The following is a 16,096-nucleotide window of genomic DNA, read 5'->3' as shown; positions in this document are numbered from 1 at the left end:
CATAAATAGATCTGCACAGATTTTAAAAATCATACAAATATTTTTAATAGCATGATTTAAATGGATATTTGTTATTTTTATAAAGCAATAATTTAGTATGAGTTACAGGTTTTTACTAAGCCATCGAATGAGCAGCAGTCTGGCTTAAGAAAAGAGGACTCGTGTCACGTGCTGAGAAAAAATGTTCTCATGCCGTTACGTTTAAACACCTCGGGAGGAGGCGTGGACAGCTTTTATCTTGCTGTACAACCCTTTCGAAAAATGCATGTAATAAAAAATATAAGCTGGCCTGAATAAAGTGGTTTTTGATGTAAATTACGACTTTGTGGTGATCTGAAAAATAAAAATAAGCCGCGCGGGTGAGATATTTAAAATGTTTCAGCGGACATACTCTTCACCGTAACGACGCGTTAACACAATACGAATCGTTTTTACATGTGACACTGTTATAGGGTTATGGAGTTATTCAATAACCAGGTCCAGGGTGACAACATGAAATACACATCGTTATTTATGATGTTTACATTACTGGGTGCGCCTGGATTTGTAACCGCAGCGAATTCAGATTTAGCAAATGCTGAATATAACTTTGCGGTTAACGAATTAAGTCTTTCATCACTCAATCAGGCAGCCATTATTGGTCAACAGGGTGTTTTCAATGACGCTCAGGTTCGCCAGGAAGGTTCGAAACTATTGTCCATTGTTTCCCAGGATGGGGCAGGCAACAGAGCGAGAGTTGATCAATCAGGGAGTTACAATATAGCCTGGATCGATCAGAGCGGAAACGCGAATGATGCAGGTATTACGCAAGATGGATACGGTAATAGCGCGAAAATTATCCAGAAAGGGTCGGGTAATAGAGCAAATATTACGCAGTACGGTACGCAGAAAACCGCAGTTGTAGTGCAGAAACAGTCGCAAATGGCGATTAACGTTATTCAACATTAGCGCTTTCGCGACGACTTTAATCAATCCGATGGGGGTTTACCATGAAATTTCTCAAAGTGGCAGCGCTTGCAGCAATCGTAGTTTCTGGTAGTGCTATGGCGGGTTCTATTAATCAGGGCGGCTGGGGTCATGGGCATGGTCATGGCGGATACAGTGGTCCAAATTCAACCCTGAATATTTATCAGGACGGTGGCGGTAACTCCGCGGTTGCTCTGCAGACAGACGCCAGAAATTCCGTGCTGAATATTACCCAGAAAGGTGGCGGTAACGGCGCTGACGTTGGTCAGGGTTCTGATGACAGTAAAATCAACCTGACCCAGAAAGGATTCGGCAACAGTGCAACACTTGATCAGTGGAACAGTAAAAAATCTGTTATGAACGTTAGCCAGTCCGGCGGCTTTAACGGCGCACTCGTTGACCAGACTGCCTCTAACTCTACTGTCAACGTTACCCAGATCGGCTTTGGTAACCACGCGACAGCTCATCAGTACTGATACTGAAATCTGTGCTACAAAAAAACAGGGCATCAGCCCTGTTTTTTTTCGGGAGTTCATCATGAATACCTTAATTCTCCTGGCCGCGCTTTCCAGTCAGATCACCTTCAAAACGTCGCAGCAGGAAAATATGACCACCATTATTCCTCAGGTCACTCTGGCGCAGTCGTGTGATTGTCAGGTTCAGATTGTTTCTTTACGAGAAGGGCAGGGGGGGCAAAGTTCTTCCCGGCAGCAAAACACACTTTTTATACCCGCTAATCAGACGATTGATTTAATGCGCCTGAGTTTAAATATTAATGCAGGGGACACGGTAAAAATCGTTGTCACCGTTACAGATGGAAAATCGCTTCATTTATCACAACAGTGGTCGCCAGCGGAACGTTCGCTATAAAAATGTATTAAATCAATACGTTGTGAATGTGGCGGGTCTGTGACGTTGAGCTATGCTGATATCAGGGACCAGGTCGTTATGTTCCGTAACGTGAAACTTCGTTTGCCGTAATAAATGAAGCGCGTTTACCCCTCATGGACGAATTTCATTGAGGAGTACCTATAATGAACAACTATTTTGCTCGACTCGTAGCAGGTCTGGGTCTGGTCGTTTCTGCTTTGAGTATCCCGGCTTATTCGGCCACAGTTGTTGACGGCGGTGTCATTCATTTTCGCGGTGCTATCGTCGCCGACCCTTGTGAAATCACTCCGCAGAAGCAACAATTTGCAATGTCATGTCCAAATAATAACCGTATGCAAACGCGTATGGTCAGCTATGAAGAGGCGCTTAACGGGAAAGTGAGCGACTCAAACCTGGCAACGCTCAATATGAAATACCTTAATCCTGAAAAAACGCTTGCAGTTATTGAAATCCAGTATCGCTAATGCGCGTTCTCCCCGCCCTGCGGAGGAAGAGGATTTTTTCTGATAGTTTTTTCTCCCGGTCACCTCTGCGATACACTTAAGAAAAAGGCGGATTGCAGAGGGGCTTTATGAAACCGCAAATTGAAATTATTCAAGGCGATATTACGACAATGCACGTCGACGTCATCGTCAATGCGGCCAATCCTTCCCTCATGGGGGGAGGCGGTGTAGACGGGGCGATTCACCGTGCTGCCGGACCGCAGCTGCTCGAAGCCTGTAAAACCGTGCGGCAACAGCAGGGCGAATGTCCTCCCGGTCATGCGGTAATTACGCTGGCGGGCAATTTGCCCGCCAGAGCGGTTATTCATGCCGTTGGGCCCGTCTGGCACGGTGGCGATCGGCACGAAGCGAGTATTCTGGAAGAGGCTTACCGGAACTGTCTGCGACTGGCCGCCGACAACGGTTATAAAACGATGGCGTTCCCGGCTATCAGCACCGGCGTGTATGGTTATCCTAAAGCGGCAGCCGCAACGATCGCTGTAGAAACCGTTTACCGCTATCTGTCGTTAAAACCGCTGCCAGAGAAGGTGATTTTTGTCTGTTTTGACGACGACACCACGCATCTTTATCAGCGGCTTCTGACTCAGCGCAGACAAGAGCTGGAAAGCTGAAGCAAACGCGGCGCATCTGGTGCGCCGCGTGGTTTATGAGGCTTTTGCCTGCGGTTTTCCTGAAAAGAGGAAACGCAGGAGCGGGATCCGCAGATGGATTTCGTAAAGTACGATCGCCACCCCTACCACAAAAACCAGCCCGGTAAAGAAGCCCAACGTGTTGGAGGCGATGTGTGGTGTGATGTAAGCCCCGAAGAAAAGCGTCAACGGATGATGCACCAGATAGATAAACAGTGATGCATTAACGAAGTAAGTCACGCGGCTGGACTTAAAGTTCAGCAAGCGATGGCCCAGCGCGAATACCACGTTCACCATCCACAGGCCCAGCAGCATCGTGATCACGCTTTCCGTTTCATACATCCAGGCGTCGCCGCTGCCGTAGCGCTGATTCAGCAGATATGCAGCGAACGCGAAGGTTGCCCCCAGCGCGCACCACGGTGACGGGGTGACAAACAGCGATTTAAGCTTTGGATGAATAAAAGCCAGCGCGCCGATTAAAAAGAACGGAATGTAGAACAATGACTGCATCACCACGAAATTGAATAACCCGTCGCTCAAAATAGGCGGGTAAACGATAAGCAGCGTCCGTCGCACGGCGGCATAAGCGATCCCCAACAGCAAGAAGAGCACTGACAATTTGCCCATCGTAACGTTGGCGAAGAAGGTGTTGGCTTTTGTACTCAGATGGTGGCGCAGGCGGCTAAAAATCAACAAACTTACCGTTGTCAGCACTACAAGGACCAGCAGGAACCACAGGTGAGACACCAGCTCCCAGACCAGCGTATTGTACTTTTCATAGAGCGTCAGATTCGGCCAGTTCTCCGCTTTGCCTTTGACGTATTGCAGCATAATGAACTGAGGCAGCGTCAGCAGCGGAATTGCGGTCAGCATCGGGATGCCCACGCGCTCCACGCGTACTTTCCACCATCGCTTAAGCGGGTATCGCAGAAACAGCATGTAAGAAAAATAGCCGGATATGACGAAGAAAACCTGCATTCGAAAGGCGTGAATAAAGTCATTAAACAGCGTCAGCCACCAGGAGGGCATCTGGCTATTCACGTGCCAGGTGTGGCTGGAGTAAATCAGTGAAATGTGAAAGGGGATCCCCAATAGCATCAGCCAGGCCCTGATCGAGTCGAGGAAATATTCACGTTCTGTTGGTGTTGTGCTCATATAACGTTATGCATTCTCAGACTTTTCGTCTTATCCCTAAGACTCATAATGGTTACATTCGAAGCCAACCCTACACCAAGACCGACACCCTGTCTCCAGGATAAGCACGCAAAGTGAATAGCGGGTTCTTTCATTTGCTTAATCCATGAGCCAGCAGCTGAACAAAGCAGTGATAATGTTGTCGGATTGCCTGAGTTTCCATTAAAATGGATCGGATCGATATAAGCACACAAAGGGGGAAGTGCTTACTTATTATGAAACATAAACCACAGATGATGAAAATGCGTTGGTTGGGTGCTGCAGTGGTGTTATCACTGTATACCTCATCGGCACTGGCCTTTAACATCGACGATGTCGCAAAACAGGCAAAATCGATGGCAGGCAAGAGCTACGAAGCGCCGAAAAGTAACTTGCCCTCCGTTTTCCGCGACATGAAGTATGCGGACTATCAGCAGATCCAGTTCAATCACGACAAAGCGTACTGGAGCAATATTAAAACCCCGTTCAAGCTTGAGTTTTATCATCAGGGTATGTACTTCGACACGCCTGTTGCCATCAATGAAGTGACGGCAACAGCGGTACGTAAGATCAAGTACAGCCCGGATTACTTCAATTTTGGCAATGTGCAACACGACAAAGATACGGTGAAAGACCTGGGCTTCGCAGGCTTTAAGGTGCTTTACCCGATCAACAGCAAAGATAAAAACGACGAAATCGTCAGCATGCTTGGTGCCAGCTACTTCCGCGTGATTGGCGCGGGGCAGGTATACGGGCTTTCTGCGCGCGGACTGGCTATTGATACCGCGCTACCATCAGGTGAAGAGTTCCCACGTTTCCGTGAGTTCTGGATTGAACGTCCAAAACCAACGGATAAACGTCTGACTATTTACGCGCTGCTGGATTCGCCGCGTGCGACCGGGGCCTATCGCTTTGTGATTATGCCGGGTCGCGACACGGTGGTTGACGTACAGTCTAAGGTTTACCTGCGTGATAAAGTCGGCAAACTGGGCGTTGCGCCGCTGACCAGCATGTTCCTGTTTGGGCCGAACCAGCCGTCACCGGCAACCAACTTCCGCCCGGAACTGCACGACTCCAACGGTCTGTCGATTCATGCCGGTAACGGTGAGTGGATCTGGCGTCCGCTGAATAACCCGAAACATCTGGCGGTGAGCAGCTTCGCGATGGAAAACCCACAAGGTTTTGGCCTGCTGCAGCGTGGTCGTCAGTTCTCCCGTTTTGAAGATTTGGACGATCGCTATGACCAGCGTCCAAGCGCCTGGGTCACGCCAAACGGTGACTGGGGTAAAGGTAAGGTCGAGCTGGTAGAAATTCCAACCAACGACGAAACCAACGATAACATCGTTGCTTACTGGACGCCGGATCAGCTGCCGGAAGCCGGTAAAGAGATGAACTTCAAGTACACCATTACCTTCAGCCGCGACGAAGATAAGCTGCATGCGCCGGATAACGCGTATGTGATGCAGACTCGCCGCTCAACGGGTGATGTGAAGCAGTCTAATCTGATTCGTCAGCCTGACGGCACCGTGGCGTTTGTCGTGGACTTCACAGGCCAAGATATGAAGAAACTGGCACCGGACACCGCCGTTGCCGCTCAGGCCAGCATCGGTGATAACGGTGAAATCGTTGAGAATACCGTGCGTTACAACCCGGTAACCAAAGGCTGGCGTCTGACCCTGCGCGTGAAAGTGAAAGATCCGAAACAGACCACTGAAATGCGTGCTGCGCTGGTCAGTAACGATCAGCCGCTGAGTGAAACCTGGAGCTATCAGCTACCTGCCAATGAATAATACATCTGAATATATTGATGCCATGCCGCTGACGGATATCGAAAAAGCGGCACTGCTTAAGAGCGACATCCGCGCGGTTCACACCGCGCTGGATGGTGAACATCATACGTTTACCCGTGATGATGATACGCCGCTTGGGTCAGTCAAGGCGCGTCTGGAGCAGGCCTGGCCGGATTCGCTGGCGGAAGGGCAGTTGATTAAAGACGATGAAGGACGCGATCAGCTTCAGGCGATGCCGAAGGCAACGCGTTCCTCTATGTTCCCCGATCCGTGGCGCACCAACCCGGTGGGTCGCTTCTGGGATCGCCTGCGTGGACGTGATGTGACGCCGCGCTATCTGTCACGCCTGACGAAAGAAGAGCAGGCGTCTGAACAGAAGTGGCGTACCGTGGGGACAATCCGTCGCTATATCCTGCTGCTTCTGACGCTTGCGCAGACGGTCGTCGCGACCTGGTATATGAAAACCATCCTGCCGTATCAGGGCTGGGCATTCATAAACCCGACGGACATGATGGGCCAGGATCTCTGGGTCTCCTTCATGCAGCTGCTGCCGTACATCCTGCAGAGCGGCATCCTTCTGCTGTTCGCGGTTCTCTTCTGCTGGGTCTCAGCTGGCTTCTGGACCGCGCTGATGGGCTTCCTGCAGCTGCTGATGGGGCGTGACAAATACAGCATTTCGGCGTCAACGGTCGGGGATGAACCCCTCAATCCTGAGCACCGTACCGCGCTGATTATGCCTATCTGTAACGAAGACGTTGACCGCGTATTCGCGGGCCTGCGTGCAACCTGGGAGTCCGTAAAGGCCACCGGCAACGCGGAGCATTTCGACGTTTACATCCTCAGCGACAGCTACAACCCCGATATCTGCGTTGCAGAACAAAAAGCGTGGATGGAGCTGATTTCAGAAGTGCAGGGCGAAGGTCAGATCTTCTACCGCCGCCGTCGTCGTCGGGTGAAGCGTAAAAGCGGTAACATTGATGACTTCTGCCGTCGCTGGGGTAACCAGTACAGCTACATGGTGGTGCTGGATGCTGACTCCGTCATGAGCGGAGATTGCCTGAGTGGTCTGGTGCGTCTGATGGAAGCCAACCCGAACGCGGGTATTATCCAGTCCTCCCCAAAAGCGTCCGGAATGGACACCCTTTATGCACGCTGCCAGCAGTTCGCCACCCGTGTTTACGGGCCGCTGTTTACGGCAGGTCTGCACTTCTGGCAACTGGGTGAATCGCACTACTGGGGTCACAACGCCATTATCCGCGTGAAGCCGTTCATTGAGCACTGTGCGCTGGCGCCGCTGCCGGGCGAGGGTTCGTTTGCCGGCTCTATTCTGTCGCACGACTTCGTAGAAGCGGCGCTGATGCGTCGTGCTGGCTGGGGCGTCTGGATTGCCTACGACCTGCCGGGATCGTACGAAGAGCTGCCGCCGAACCTGCTGGACGAGCTCAAGCGTGACCGCCGCTGGTGTCATGGTAACCTGATGAACTTCCGCCTGTTCCTTGTTAAAGGAATGCACCCGGTTCACCGTGCGGTGTTCCTGACGGGCGTGATGTCGTATCTCTCCGCACCGCTGTGGTTTATGTTCCTTGCGCTCTCCACTGCGCTGCAGGTCGTCCATGCCCTGACGGAGCCGCAATACTTCCTGCAACCGCGGCAGCTGTTCCCGGTTTGGCCGCAGTGGCGTCCGGAGCTGGCGATCGCGCTGTTTGCCTCGACCATGGTGCTGCTGTTCTTGCCTAAGCTGCTCAGCATCATCCTGATCTGGTGCAAAGGCTCGAAAGAGTACGGCGGTTTCTTCCGCGTGACCCTTTCACTGCTGCTGGAAGTCCTGTTCTCCGTGCTGCTGGCGCCGGTGCGTATGCTGTTCCACACCGTGTTCGTGGTCAGCGCATTCCTGGGCTGGGAAGTGGTCTGGAACTCACCGCAGCGTGATGACGACTCCACGCCGTGGAGCGAAGCCTTTATGCGCCATGGTTCACAGCTGCTGCTGGGTCTGGTGTGGGCGGCCGGGATGGCGTGGCTGGATCTGCGCTTCCTGTTCTGGCTGGCGCCGATTGTTTTCTCGCTGATCCTGTCGCCGTTTGTCTCCGTGATCTCCAGCCGTTCGACGGTGGGACTGCGGACCAAACGCTGGAAGCTGTTCCTGATCCCGGAAGAGTATTCCCCGCCGCAGGTGCTGGTGGATACCGATCGTTACCTGGAGCAGAACCGCAATCGCACGCTGGATGACGGCTTCATGCACGCCGTGTTTAACCCGTCATTCAACGCCCTGGCAACGGCTATGGCGACGGCGCGCCACCGCGCAAGCCAGGTGCTGGAGATTGCCCGCGATCGTCACGTAGAGCAGGCGCTTAACGAGACTCCGGAAAAACTCAACCGCGACCGTCGTCTGGTCCTGCTGAGCGACCCGGTCACGATGGCGCGTCTTCACTATCGCGTGTGGTCCGCTCCGGAGAGATACTCTTCGTGGGTAAACTACTATAAGGAACTGAAACTTAACCCGCTGGCGTTGAAGGCGAAGTAAGTTGTTAAGTAGGGTGGGCAAGCGAAGCGCCTCCCGCCAAATAAAATACCGGCTTAATCGCCGGTATTTTTTTAGAGGTTACTCATGAAAATAATCATCGTCGTACTGATGGCATGCCTGCTCAGCGGCTGCGGCAGTATCATCAGTCGCACCATTCCAGGGCAGGGCCACGGAAATCAGTATTACCCTGGCGTGAAATGGGATCTCCGTGATTCCGCATGGCGCTACCTGACCGTGCTCGATCTGCCGTTCTCGCTGATTTTCGACACGCTGCTGCTGCCGATTGATGCCAGCCACGGCCTTTACGAATAACCTACATTAACGTTCGTCCCACTCATCGGCTGCGGTTTGACCTTCTTCCGTATCAAGCGGCGGCTCGAGCTGAAACTCACCCTCATCCCACTCGTGCAGGGTGTTCTCTTCCAGCCATTCCTGCCGCAGTTCGATTTCGTCATAGTCGCCGTCAAAGACGGCCTGCGCACCTTCACCACTTAATATCGGCAAACATTCCCCTTCTTCACCTTCATCGGCAAAGAATTCGGCCTGCCACATAATATCCCCATCCTGCAGAACGTATTTCTGGATGTTAAGCTGTTGCACGTCAGCATCTTCTTCTTCAACGCCGGGGTTGTCGGCGAGGAACTCTTCACGAGCGGCATCAATAGCTTCTTCCAGCGTACTATAGAATACATATTCTTTATCGGACATAATGAGTTCCTCAATGATTATGTTTATCAAATGTATAGGTGCATGAATGCGAACTGTCAAAGCCTACATTTATAGTAGGGTATCGAGCTTGCAGCAGGTTGATGCTTTTGGCTTAGATCGCCAGATTAGTACAGTATTAGATTTCCTCGAAAACGCTAAACTACCCGCTGAATTAGGGTATCAGCTCGATCCAAGCAATAATGAAGTACTGGATTCGGATAAAGGGCTTAGTGGCTACGCTGGGCACAACTTCACAAAGGGGTAATTGGGGCGATTCAAGGAACGTGTAAGGTCAGGAGAGATTGCAGAAGGCTGTTTGCTAATTGAGAGTGTGGACAGGTTTTCCTGAAAACAGGGCTATGATGCCATTGATGAATTCACTTTCCTGATCAAGCGTAACATTGACATTGTTGAAGTAGAGACAGGGCAAATCTACAGCTACAAGCTTGACCATAAACTGTCCACTCTATCAACGAGCATTGAACGTGCTTACCAGGAATCGAAACGTAAGGCTCGTATCAGTAAGAAGTCATGGCAAAAACGTAAAAAAGACTCTGTAGATACTGGTATTGCTCTTAACAACAATACCCCTGATTGGCTGTCATTAAGTCAGGATAAGAAGTCTTATGAATTGGATGTTCAGAAGGTACAGACAATTACAAAAATTTTTGAGTTATACCGTGATGGCTATGGTGTAACTCAGATCGTGAATCTTCTGAACAAAGAAGGGGAGAGTTACAACGGCAAAGGCTGGAATACCGTTACGGTTTACAACAAATTGCGTGATCGTCGGCTTAATGGCTACCTTGTTGGTAAGTACACCACCATACCTAAAAAAGATAATGAAAGTACTAATGATGCTGAAAAGCGGATCTTAGAAAATATTAAAATAAAGAAAGAAGCTAACGATAATGCAAAGCGTATCTATCCAGTAGTGATTGAGGATGATCTCTTTTCAAGAGTACAATCAATGATGGATAGGAATGTATCTTCCAAAAAGCAAAAAAGTACAACTACTAAACAAAGAAATCTTTTCAATGGACTTACTAAATGTAATGAGTGCGGTAGTCCGATGATCGTCCAATCCATGTCTAATGGTGGACAATACTTACGTTGTTACAGGCAACGAACAAAAGATGAAAAGTGTAATTCCAAAATGTTACGGTACTTTGAAACTGAAAAGGTACTCTTACAACATATCAAAAATCTGAACCTTGATGAAATCTATGGTGATGAAAAAAGTAATCAGTCACTTGATACCTTAAAACGATTACTTTCTTATGTGAATGGAAAAATAGCATTGCTAAATGAAAAGATTCAGAGTGCAAACGATGAAAATGAATTGTTTGCAATAATGGAATTTAAGAGGAAACGAATTTTAGAAAAGGATGAATTGATTGCAAAGATCAACTCGCTTGAGAATCAATGTGAAGCAGTTACTTTGAATTACACATATGATATTGAGCAACTTACTAATCAAGATAATACAGTAATTAGACGTAAGGCTAACGAGCATATAGCTAAAGTTATATCTTCTGTTAAATGCCGAAGAATTGATTCGAGTTACATAGGTGCTTATTATCTTTATGATATCACCTACCATAGAGATATACTAAAGCACATACTGATTACTGATAACAGCGGCAAGCTGATTAGTGAAATAACCATATCCGAAAAAGACAACGAACGTACTTATCTGGTAAGAGAGGAAGAGCAAACTGTTTTCAAGGTAGAATCGAATGGCAATGCATGGGTAATGTATGCGAGTAGAACAAAAACAATAGATGATCTACTCTATTATATAAACACAATGATGGTAGGAAGAGAGCCTGATGATTTCGCATACCAACTGAACGAAGACCATATCGAATGGATTGACTAATACTGAAGAGGTTAAATGACATGTGGATTAACCCGCTTATAGATATGATACTTGGTTTTGGCCTAGTGTGCGGTATTGGTTGGTTAATCCTTCGATTTTGGCCTTACTTCTTCAGTGTAGCATTCATAATGGCGACGATTTATGAAGTGTGGAATATCATCAGATGATAGACACCCCGAAAGGGGTTTTGCGGGATTAGTAACTATCTATAACTATGAATAGTACTGAACATCATAAATCGAAAAGTAGACTATCTGCCTTTCCAGTAAGTCTGGAATTGATTTAAAAATATGTATTTTACGTTTTAATTTATATTTTGGTCTCGTGTACGCTCGTATCCGAGGCTTTTTTGTATGGGATAATGTGTTGGTGAAGCTTTAGTGTAAAGTCGCTTAGAACGCGTTACAGGAGGTTTTATGTGATTTGGGTTAAGTAAGAAGTATTTTTCGGGTATAACTTGCCACCCGAAGGGTTTGAGTTTTCCGTTTGAAATCCAGCAAATAATTTATAACATAAAATTACTGACTCGTAAAGGAAATATCTATTTTTTTCGTGTTTGTCCTCGACCAAGCCCGACTTGGCTGATATAATAGCCGCACTGAGAAAGCTGTATTCACCGCTAATCAGATAACAGTCTGAGATCATACGATCTCACTACTAAAACGTAACCTATATTCACTACTGAAACGTAGAGGATATTCTATTACCTGAAATAAGGAAACATAATATGCTTATTATTCAAACTCACAAATTCTTTTCCGATGACCACAATGTAGAAATTCAGAATAAAGAGATCTGGAAGAATGGAACATTAGTTTATTCTTGTAAGAATGGTTTGGAAAATGATGATGCTAGTCAGGTATCACCATTCGAAGGTGAACAACCTATTCAAACTTTATACGAAACAAACAAAGGAACGATTCAACACAATCACGAAGATGATAGTTTTTACTTTCGTCTTGCTGATGATGTTACTATGGCATCCTATGTAGATGGTGAATTAAAGATTAAAGATCCGAATGGTCAGTTTAATGATCATGTTACCTTTGCTAATTCTCTGATGGCGAAGTAACGAACAGTATTAAACACAAGAGCAATACTTGTGCGGTCATATCATTTGACCGGTTTTAATTAAGATTTATTTTTACAAATACATGATAAATACTTCAGCAACAATACGAGGTATCTATTATGACCATTTTCTTCAGTACCTTAGCAGTACTACTAACAGTAAAATACACAGCTAAAGCCATTCTTCGTAAGTGGTACTAATCAAGCAAAAAGATGAAACGATAAAAAATCATCTGGTATAATCTATGTATAGAGCTTTAAGGCTCTGATACTAAATAGTTATGACATTAACTATCCTCCCTCTAAAAATTTCTGTATCAAAGTGCCCCACCAATTGGGGTGCTTTTTTACATGTTTTTTTTATGTAAATGTGAACAACTATAACAAGGAAACTTTATGAAAGAACAGAAAACACGTGGCGTAGGAGTACGCCTAAATGGAACACAAGAAGCATTTCTTCAAAAGCTAATCAGCGAAGGTAAGGCTAAAAGTGTCAGTAGTGCTATTCAGTACTTAATCAATCTATCAAGGATTAAAGGCGAATAATAGAAGCACGGTTGGCTACTCACCAAACAAGAAGAGCAAACGCGATTACAGGAAGTAACGAGAAATCATAAGGAAACAAACATGAGAAGACAAGCAAGTTATAGTAAGTTGAAAAGTACAATAAGGACTAATAGAAAGTCATTGAACAAATCAGTACAAAAGAAAGAAAAGGTAAATTTCATTCAACTAACATTTTCACAGTACGAAAATATCCTACTAAGCGATATGACAAGTGCTAGAATTTGTAATGTATTAAAAGTTAATTGTGATAAACATTTCATTCGCAATCTACGCAAAAATAAAGTTCCAGAGTATCGTGAATGGTTCAAAAAGGTACGCGGAGTGTAATACCTTCCCAAATTTTCCGGAATAAAAAAGCCTGAGTGCTAGGAACACATCAGGCCAGTATTAATTAACATTTTTATAGGGATATTTATCATGACAAAAAAGAAAGAAGCACATGAACTAAAGAAACGTGGACGAAATCCGAAAGAACACGACAATGCAGTATTACAAGATCATCTCAGAGGGGTACGCTACCTCAATCAACTTACAGATGAAGCACGTAGAGTAATATCTAATTCAGTAAAAAGTTACTTTGAGAAGAACAATAAACGTAAGACTTTTGCAAACAAAAACATGCTGCTATTAGTAACTTCTACTTCATCAGTACGTGATTACAAGATGGTTACGATAGCCATATGTGAGGGTTTAAATGAACTTCTAAACAGTGGTAAGCCTATCAGAAGTGATACGCCAGAGGGAGCACAGTACCTAACAGGTGAGGAAGCGTATCAACTACGTGAAGCTATTGATGCTGGGTACTCTAAAGCCGATTTACTAAAGGTTATCGCTTCAATTTATCCTGAATTAAAACATTCTAAGTAGTGTTTTAATTCAGGGTCAAATGTCGTAATTCGGGGTAACGGGGGGGGTATAGAGGGAATTAGCGATTTAGATGCTACATTTAGTGGTATGAATGGCTAAAAACGACCATATATAGCGAATCCCGAATTTCGACACCATAATTAGAAATTATTAAGTCCTCTTGAACTACGTCCAAATCGGTCTTTGAGTGCCTACACTCCCTGCGGTCGTATAGTCACTGAAACACAAATTAAACCGATCCTTGCGTTTTTTCTCGCTAGTACTCGAAAAGAACACGAGGGATTTTACTCGCTTTCGCTCAGACAAGTAACAGTACTGTCAAAGTAACAAACCCCAAGAGCTACTACCAAAGTAATAAATCAAAGTATTTGTGAGTCGCCACGGAGTCACGCCCGAACGAGTTACCCGCACACGGAGTCACGCCCGAACGAGTTACCCGCACACGCAGTCGCCCGCAGAGGGCATCACTAACAAGAAGGAATATCTAATGAAACCTAACTGGAAACGCGATGGAATGAAGTCTAACGGACTCTATAACAGACAAGCACGTTCAACTAACAGATACACCAAATCTCTCAGACGCTCATATAGAAGCCATAACCGATTATACAAATAAGTACATCATAGAGAACGGTAGAAGACCTTCATATACTCATATGAATAAGCAATTCGGTATTCGTGCTACTGCTAAATTTTATAGCGGACTAATTAAATAACCTACCATTTTTTATAGGTCTGCTCATGGTCTTAATCATATGTTAGAATCCTCATATACAAACGTCAGGGAAAACAAAATGCAAATAATGAGGATGACATATGACGACATTGATAAAAATGGTTATGCCAAATTACACGTCTATGGAATAGGAACTTTCTCAGTATTCAGTGGGCAAAACCCATATACCAATGATCCCAAATGTGCGTACTTACCAAACAGTGCAATACCTACTGGACGGTACTGGATAGTTGATAGGCCAACTGGCTCTACACTGAATAAGATCCGGGCATGGGGCGTTGATACAATCACAGGTAATGACCACTCCGAATGGTTTGCACTCTTCAGTGCTCAAACTATGACAGATAGCATAATGATTAATGGTGTATCGCGTGGTAGCTTCCGATTACATCCACTCAGGCCAGATGGTTCTGGTTTCTCAGAGGGGTGTATTACTTTCGTCAATCGACCCGATTTCTATACTGTACGTAGTCAGTTGCTTCGTACTAAAAAGGTTAAAGTACCAGGATCAAGGACTGGATTGATGGCATATGGTTATGTTGATGTACAAGGGGGGAGCGACTATGCGAAGTGCAGGATTCGTTAAGAATGCGGCTATATACAGTATCTGTATTGTCTTTGCATGGTGGCTATCAAGTTTCGGTAAGCCTCTCAATGGACTAACTCAATGGATCATGGATACCGCCTATAGTACTTTCGGTTCCGGCCTGAGTGGTTCATATGAAGCTGATGCAGATCCGGTAAGGTTCATCGCCTTAATACTGATGGTACTTATCTACGCTACCATACTGTTCTTGCTCACACGCTTAGCCCTCAATAAGTTTTACAACAAAAGAAATTAATTGCAAAAAGAAGCCCCAAGAGGGGCTTTATTTCTTTTTGCGGTTTATAAAATCTTTTATAGGTAGATTTTGTGAGTAAACTTTATTTACTTTATCTAATAACTGTTTGTTATTTTTTACTGCGGCATGACGAATATCATTTATTTCTTTTTCAAAGTTGTCTTTTGCTATTTTATCAGCAAAGTAAAAGTTCTCGTATTCCCCAAGAGCTATATAAATTCGAGTGAAAATATCATCATATTCTTTTGTTGTCTTTTGAACGAAGTTTTCAATTTCACTTGCGTGTTCACTAATATCATAATTAGTACGTGAAATTGATTTGAATTGATTTATGATACCATATGATAAACGATGATATTCATCATTTTTGTTTTCCAACTCTTGATTTAGCTCATCAATATGTGATTTGATTTTAACATCATCACCATCGATTCTAACAGCCTCGACAATTTTTTTTGTTAAAGCTAATACGGTATTTTTAGCTCGAAAGCTTATTGTTCGGATATCAGAAAGATCTTTGTATACAGCATTTTCAATAATAGTGTAAGCTATATCATAATGTTTCTGAGCCATCCAATCAGGTACTTTCATTAACGCGATTATAGCAATTATGAAAGTACCAAATGTCCCAACGGCACTTAACCAATCCGTAAATGATCCCCATTCAAATCCCTTGACATCAGCGAAGAGAACTTTAATGAGTACCAAAATCGCTAAAATTAATAGTACTCCAACAATAGAGATAAGGATGATATTTATCTTCCTGCAAACCATCTATAAATGATCCTGTTGTCATGATAATCAGCACAAAGACTTTACCACAGTAAACGAAATCAAGTACACTCACAACCTCACGCCCCCACGGTGGGTAGGTTTGTTGAAGGTGTGGGTGTGGCGTGAAACTCAGATTTGTTTGGATTTGCGTCAAGATGCAGAAGAACAAGCATTCA

General features: G+C 45.5%; 17 protein-coding genes. 14 read left to right on the top strand and 3 right to left on the bottom strand.

Features of this window, described 5'->3' with window-relative positions; genetic code table 11:
- Nucleotides 1-492: 492 nt before the first annotated feature.
- The 5 genes from csgB to ymdB all read left to right on the top strand — a co-directional run bounded on the left by csgB (nt 493) and on the right by ymdB (nt 2,971).
- Nucleotides 493-948: a curli minor subunit CsgB gene (csgB, locus tag USH94_RS11680; RefSeq protein WP_111966173.1), complete on the top strand. Its 456-nt coding sequence runs from the start codon at nt 493-495 to the stop codon at nt 946-948.
- A 41-nt stretch (nt 949-989) separates the two neighbouring features.
- Entirely contained in the window at nt 990-1,442 is a 453-nt protein-coding gene (csgA, locus tag USH94_RS11675) for a curli major subunit CsgA (protein WP_008500842.1), read from the top strand.
- Between the two features lie 61 nt (nt 1,443-1,503).
- Nucleotides 1,504-1,836 carry a curli assembly chaperone CsgC gene (csgC, locus tag USH94_RS11670; RefSeq protein ID WP_111966172.1) on the top strand — a complete coding sequence of 111 codons (333 nt, stop codon included), beginning with the start codon at nt 1,504-1,506 and terminating at the stop codon, nt 1,834-1,836.
- A gap of 164 nt (nt 1,837-2,000) precedes the next feature.
- Complete coding sequence (locus USH94_RS11665; RefSeq protein ID WP_111966171.1) at nt 2,001-2,321, top strand: type 1 fimbrial protein; 321 nt, start codon at nt 2,001-2,003, stop codon at nt 2,319-2,321.
- Between the two features lie 107 nt (nt 2,322-2,428).
- Nucleotides 2,429-2,971: an O-acetyl-ADP-ribose deacetylase gene (gene ymdB, locus USH94_RS11660; RefSeq protein WP_111966170.1), complete on the top strand. Its 543-nt coding sequence runs from the start codon at nt 2,429-2,431 to the stop codon at nt 2,969-2,971.
- A gap of 33 nt (nt 2,972-3,004) precedes the next feature.
- Here ymdB and mdoC read toward each other — a convergent pair whose 3' ends face one another.
- Nucleotides 3,005-4,144 (bottom strand): glucans biosynthesis protein MdoC, encoded by a 1,140-nt coding sequence (gene mdoC / locus USH94_RS11655; RefSeq protein ID WP_111966169.1) that lies wholly within the window; start codon nt 4,142-4,144, stop codon nt 3,005-3,007.
- A gap of 254 nt (nt 4,145-4,398) precedes the next feature.
- On the opposite strand from mdoC, the gene mdoG reads away from it, so the two are divergent.
- From mdoG to USH94_RS11640, 3 genes are all read left to right on the top strand, one after another.
- Nucleotides 4,399-5,952: a glucans biosynthesis protein MdoG gene (mdoG, locus tag USH94_RS11650; protein ID WP_111966168.1), complete on the top strand. Its 1,554-nt coding sequence runs from the start codon at nt 4,399-4,401 to the stop codon at nt 5,950-5,952.
- Nucleotides 5,945-8,473 (top strand): glucans biosynthesis glucosyltransferase MdoH, encoded by a 2,529-nt coding sequence (gene mdoH / locus USH94_RS11645; RefSeq protein ID WP_111966167.1) that lies wholly within the window; start codon nt 5,945-5,947, stop codon nt 8,471-8,473. The genes mdoG and mdoH overlap by 8 nt, the downstream gene beginning before the upstream one ends.
- Nucleotides 8,474-8,557: 84 nt before the next feature.
- Nucleotides 8,558-8,785, top strand: coding sequence for a YceK/YidQ family lipoprotein (locus USH94_RS11640; protein WP_111966166.1), 228 nt, complete (start codon nt 8,558-8,560; stop codon nt 8,783-8,785).
- Between the two features lie 6 nt (nt 8,786-8,791).
- Here the strand turns inward: USH94_RS11640 and USH94_RS11635 are convergent, their stop codons facing one another.
- Nucleotides 8,792-9,181, bottom strand: coding sequence for a MysB family protein (locus USH94_RS11635; protein WP_032639599.1), 390 nt, complete (start codon nt 9,179-9,181; stop codon nt 8,792-8,794).
- Between the two features lie 88 nt (nt 9,182-9,269).
- Between USH94_RS11635 and USH94_RS11630 the strand changes: the two genes are divergently transcribed.
- From USH94_RS11630 to USH94_RS11605, 6 genes are all read left to right on the top strand, one after another.
- The gene (locus USH94_RS11630; RefSeq protein ID WP_181574075.1) at nt 9,270-9,446 is read left to right on the top strand and encodes a hypothetical protein; all 177 of its coding nucleotides are present in this window, start codon (nt 9,270-9,272) and stop codon (nt 9,444-9,446) included.
- A 366-nt stretch (nt 9,447-9,812) separates the two neighbouring features.
- Nucleotides 9,813-11,063: a recombinase family protein gene (locus USH94_RS11625; RefSeq protein ID WP_111966164.1), complete on the top strand. Its 1,251-nt coding sequence runs from the start codon at nt 9,813-9,815 to the stop codon at nt 11,061-11,063.
- Nucleotides 11,064-11,790: 727 nt separating this feature from the next.
- The gene (locus tag USH94_RS11620) at nt 11,791-12,135 is read left to right on the top strand and encodes a hypothetical protein (protein ID WP_111966163.1); all 345 of its coding nucleotides are present in this window, start codon (nt 11,791-11,793) and stop codon (nt 12,133-12,135) included.
- 395 nt (nt 12,136-12,530) lie between these two features.
- On the top strand, nt 12,531-12,680 hold the full coding sequence (locus USH94_RS11615) for a hypothetical protein (protein WP_181574074.1): 150 nt from the start codon (nt 12,531-12,533) through the stop codon (nt 12,678-12,680).
- A gap of 438 nt (nt 12,681-13,118) precedes the next feature.
- Nucleotides 13,119-13,568, top strand: coding sequence for a hypothetical protein (locus USH94_RS11610; RefSeq protein ID WP_146749054.1), 450 nt, complete (start codon nt 13,119-13,121; stop codon nt 13,566-13,568).
- A 755-nt stretch (nt 13,569-14,323) separates the two neighbouring features.
- Complete coding sequence (locus USH94_RS11605) at nt 14,324-14,890, top strand: DUF2778 domain-containing protein (protein WP_320731323.1); 567 nt, start codon at nt 14,324-14,326, stop codon at nt 14,888-14,890.
- A gap of 283 nt (nt 14,891-15,173) precedes the next feature.
- Here the strand turns inward: USH94_RS11605 and USH94_RS11600 are convergent, their stop codons facing one another.
- On the bottom strand, nt 15,174-15,920 hold the full coding sequence (locus USH94_RS11600; RefSeq protein ID WP_320731322.1) for a hypothetical protein: 747 nt from the start codon (nt 15,918-15,920) through the stop codon (nt 15,174-15,176).
- Nucleotides 15,921-16,096: the final 176 nt, after the last annotated feature.

The organism is Enterobacter sp. 148H3 (assembly GCF_034107425.1).
GTDB lineage: Bacteria > Pseudomonadota > Gammaproteobacteria > Enterobacterales > Enterobacteriaceae > Enterobacter > Enterobacter vonholyi.
Note: the sequence above shows the minus strand (reverse complement) of the source record. Positions and strands in the feature narration are given on the sequence as shown.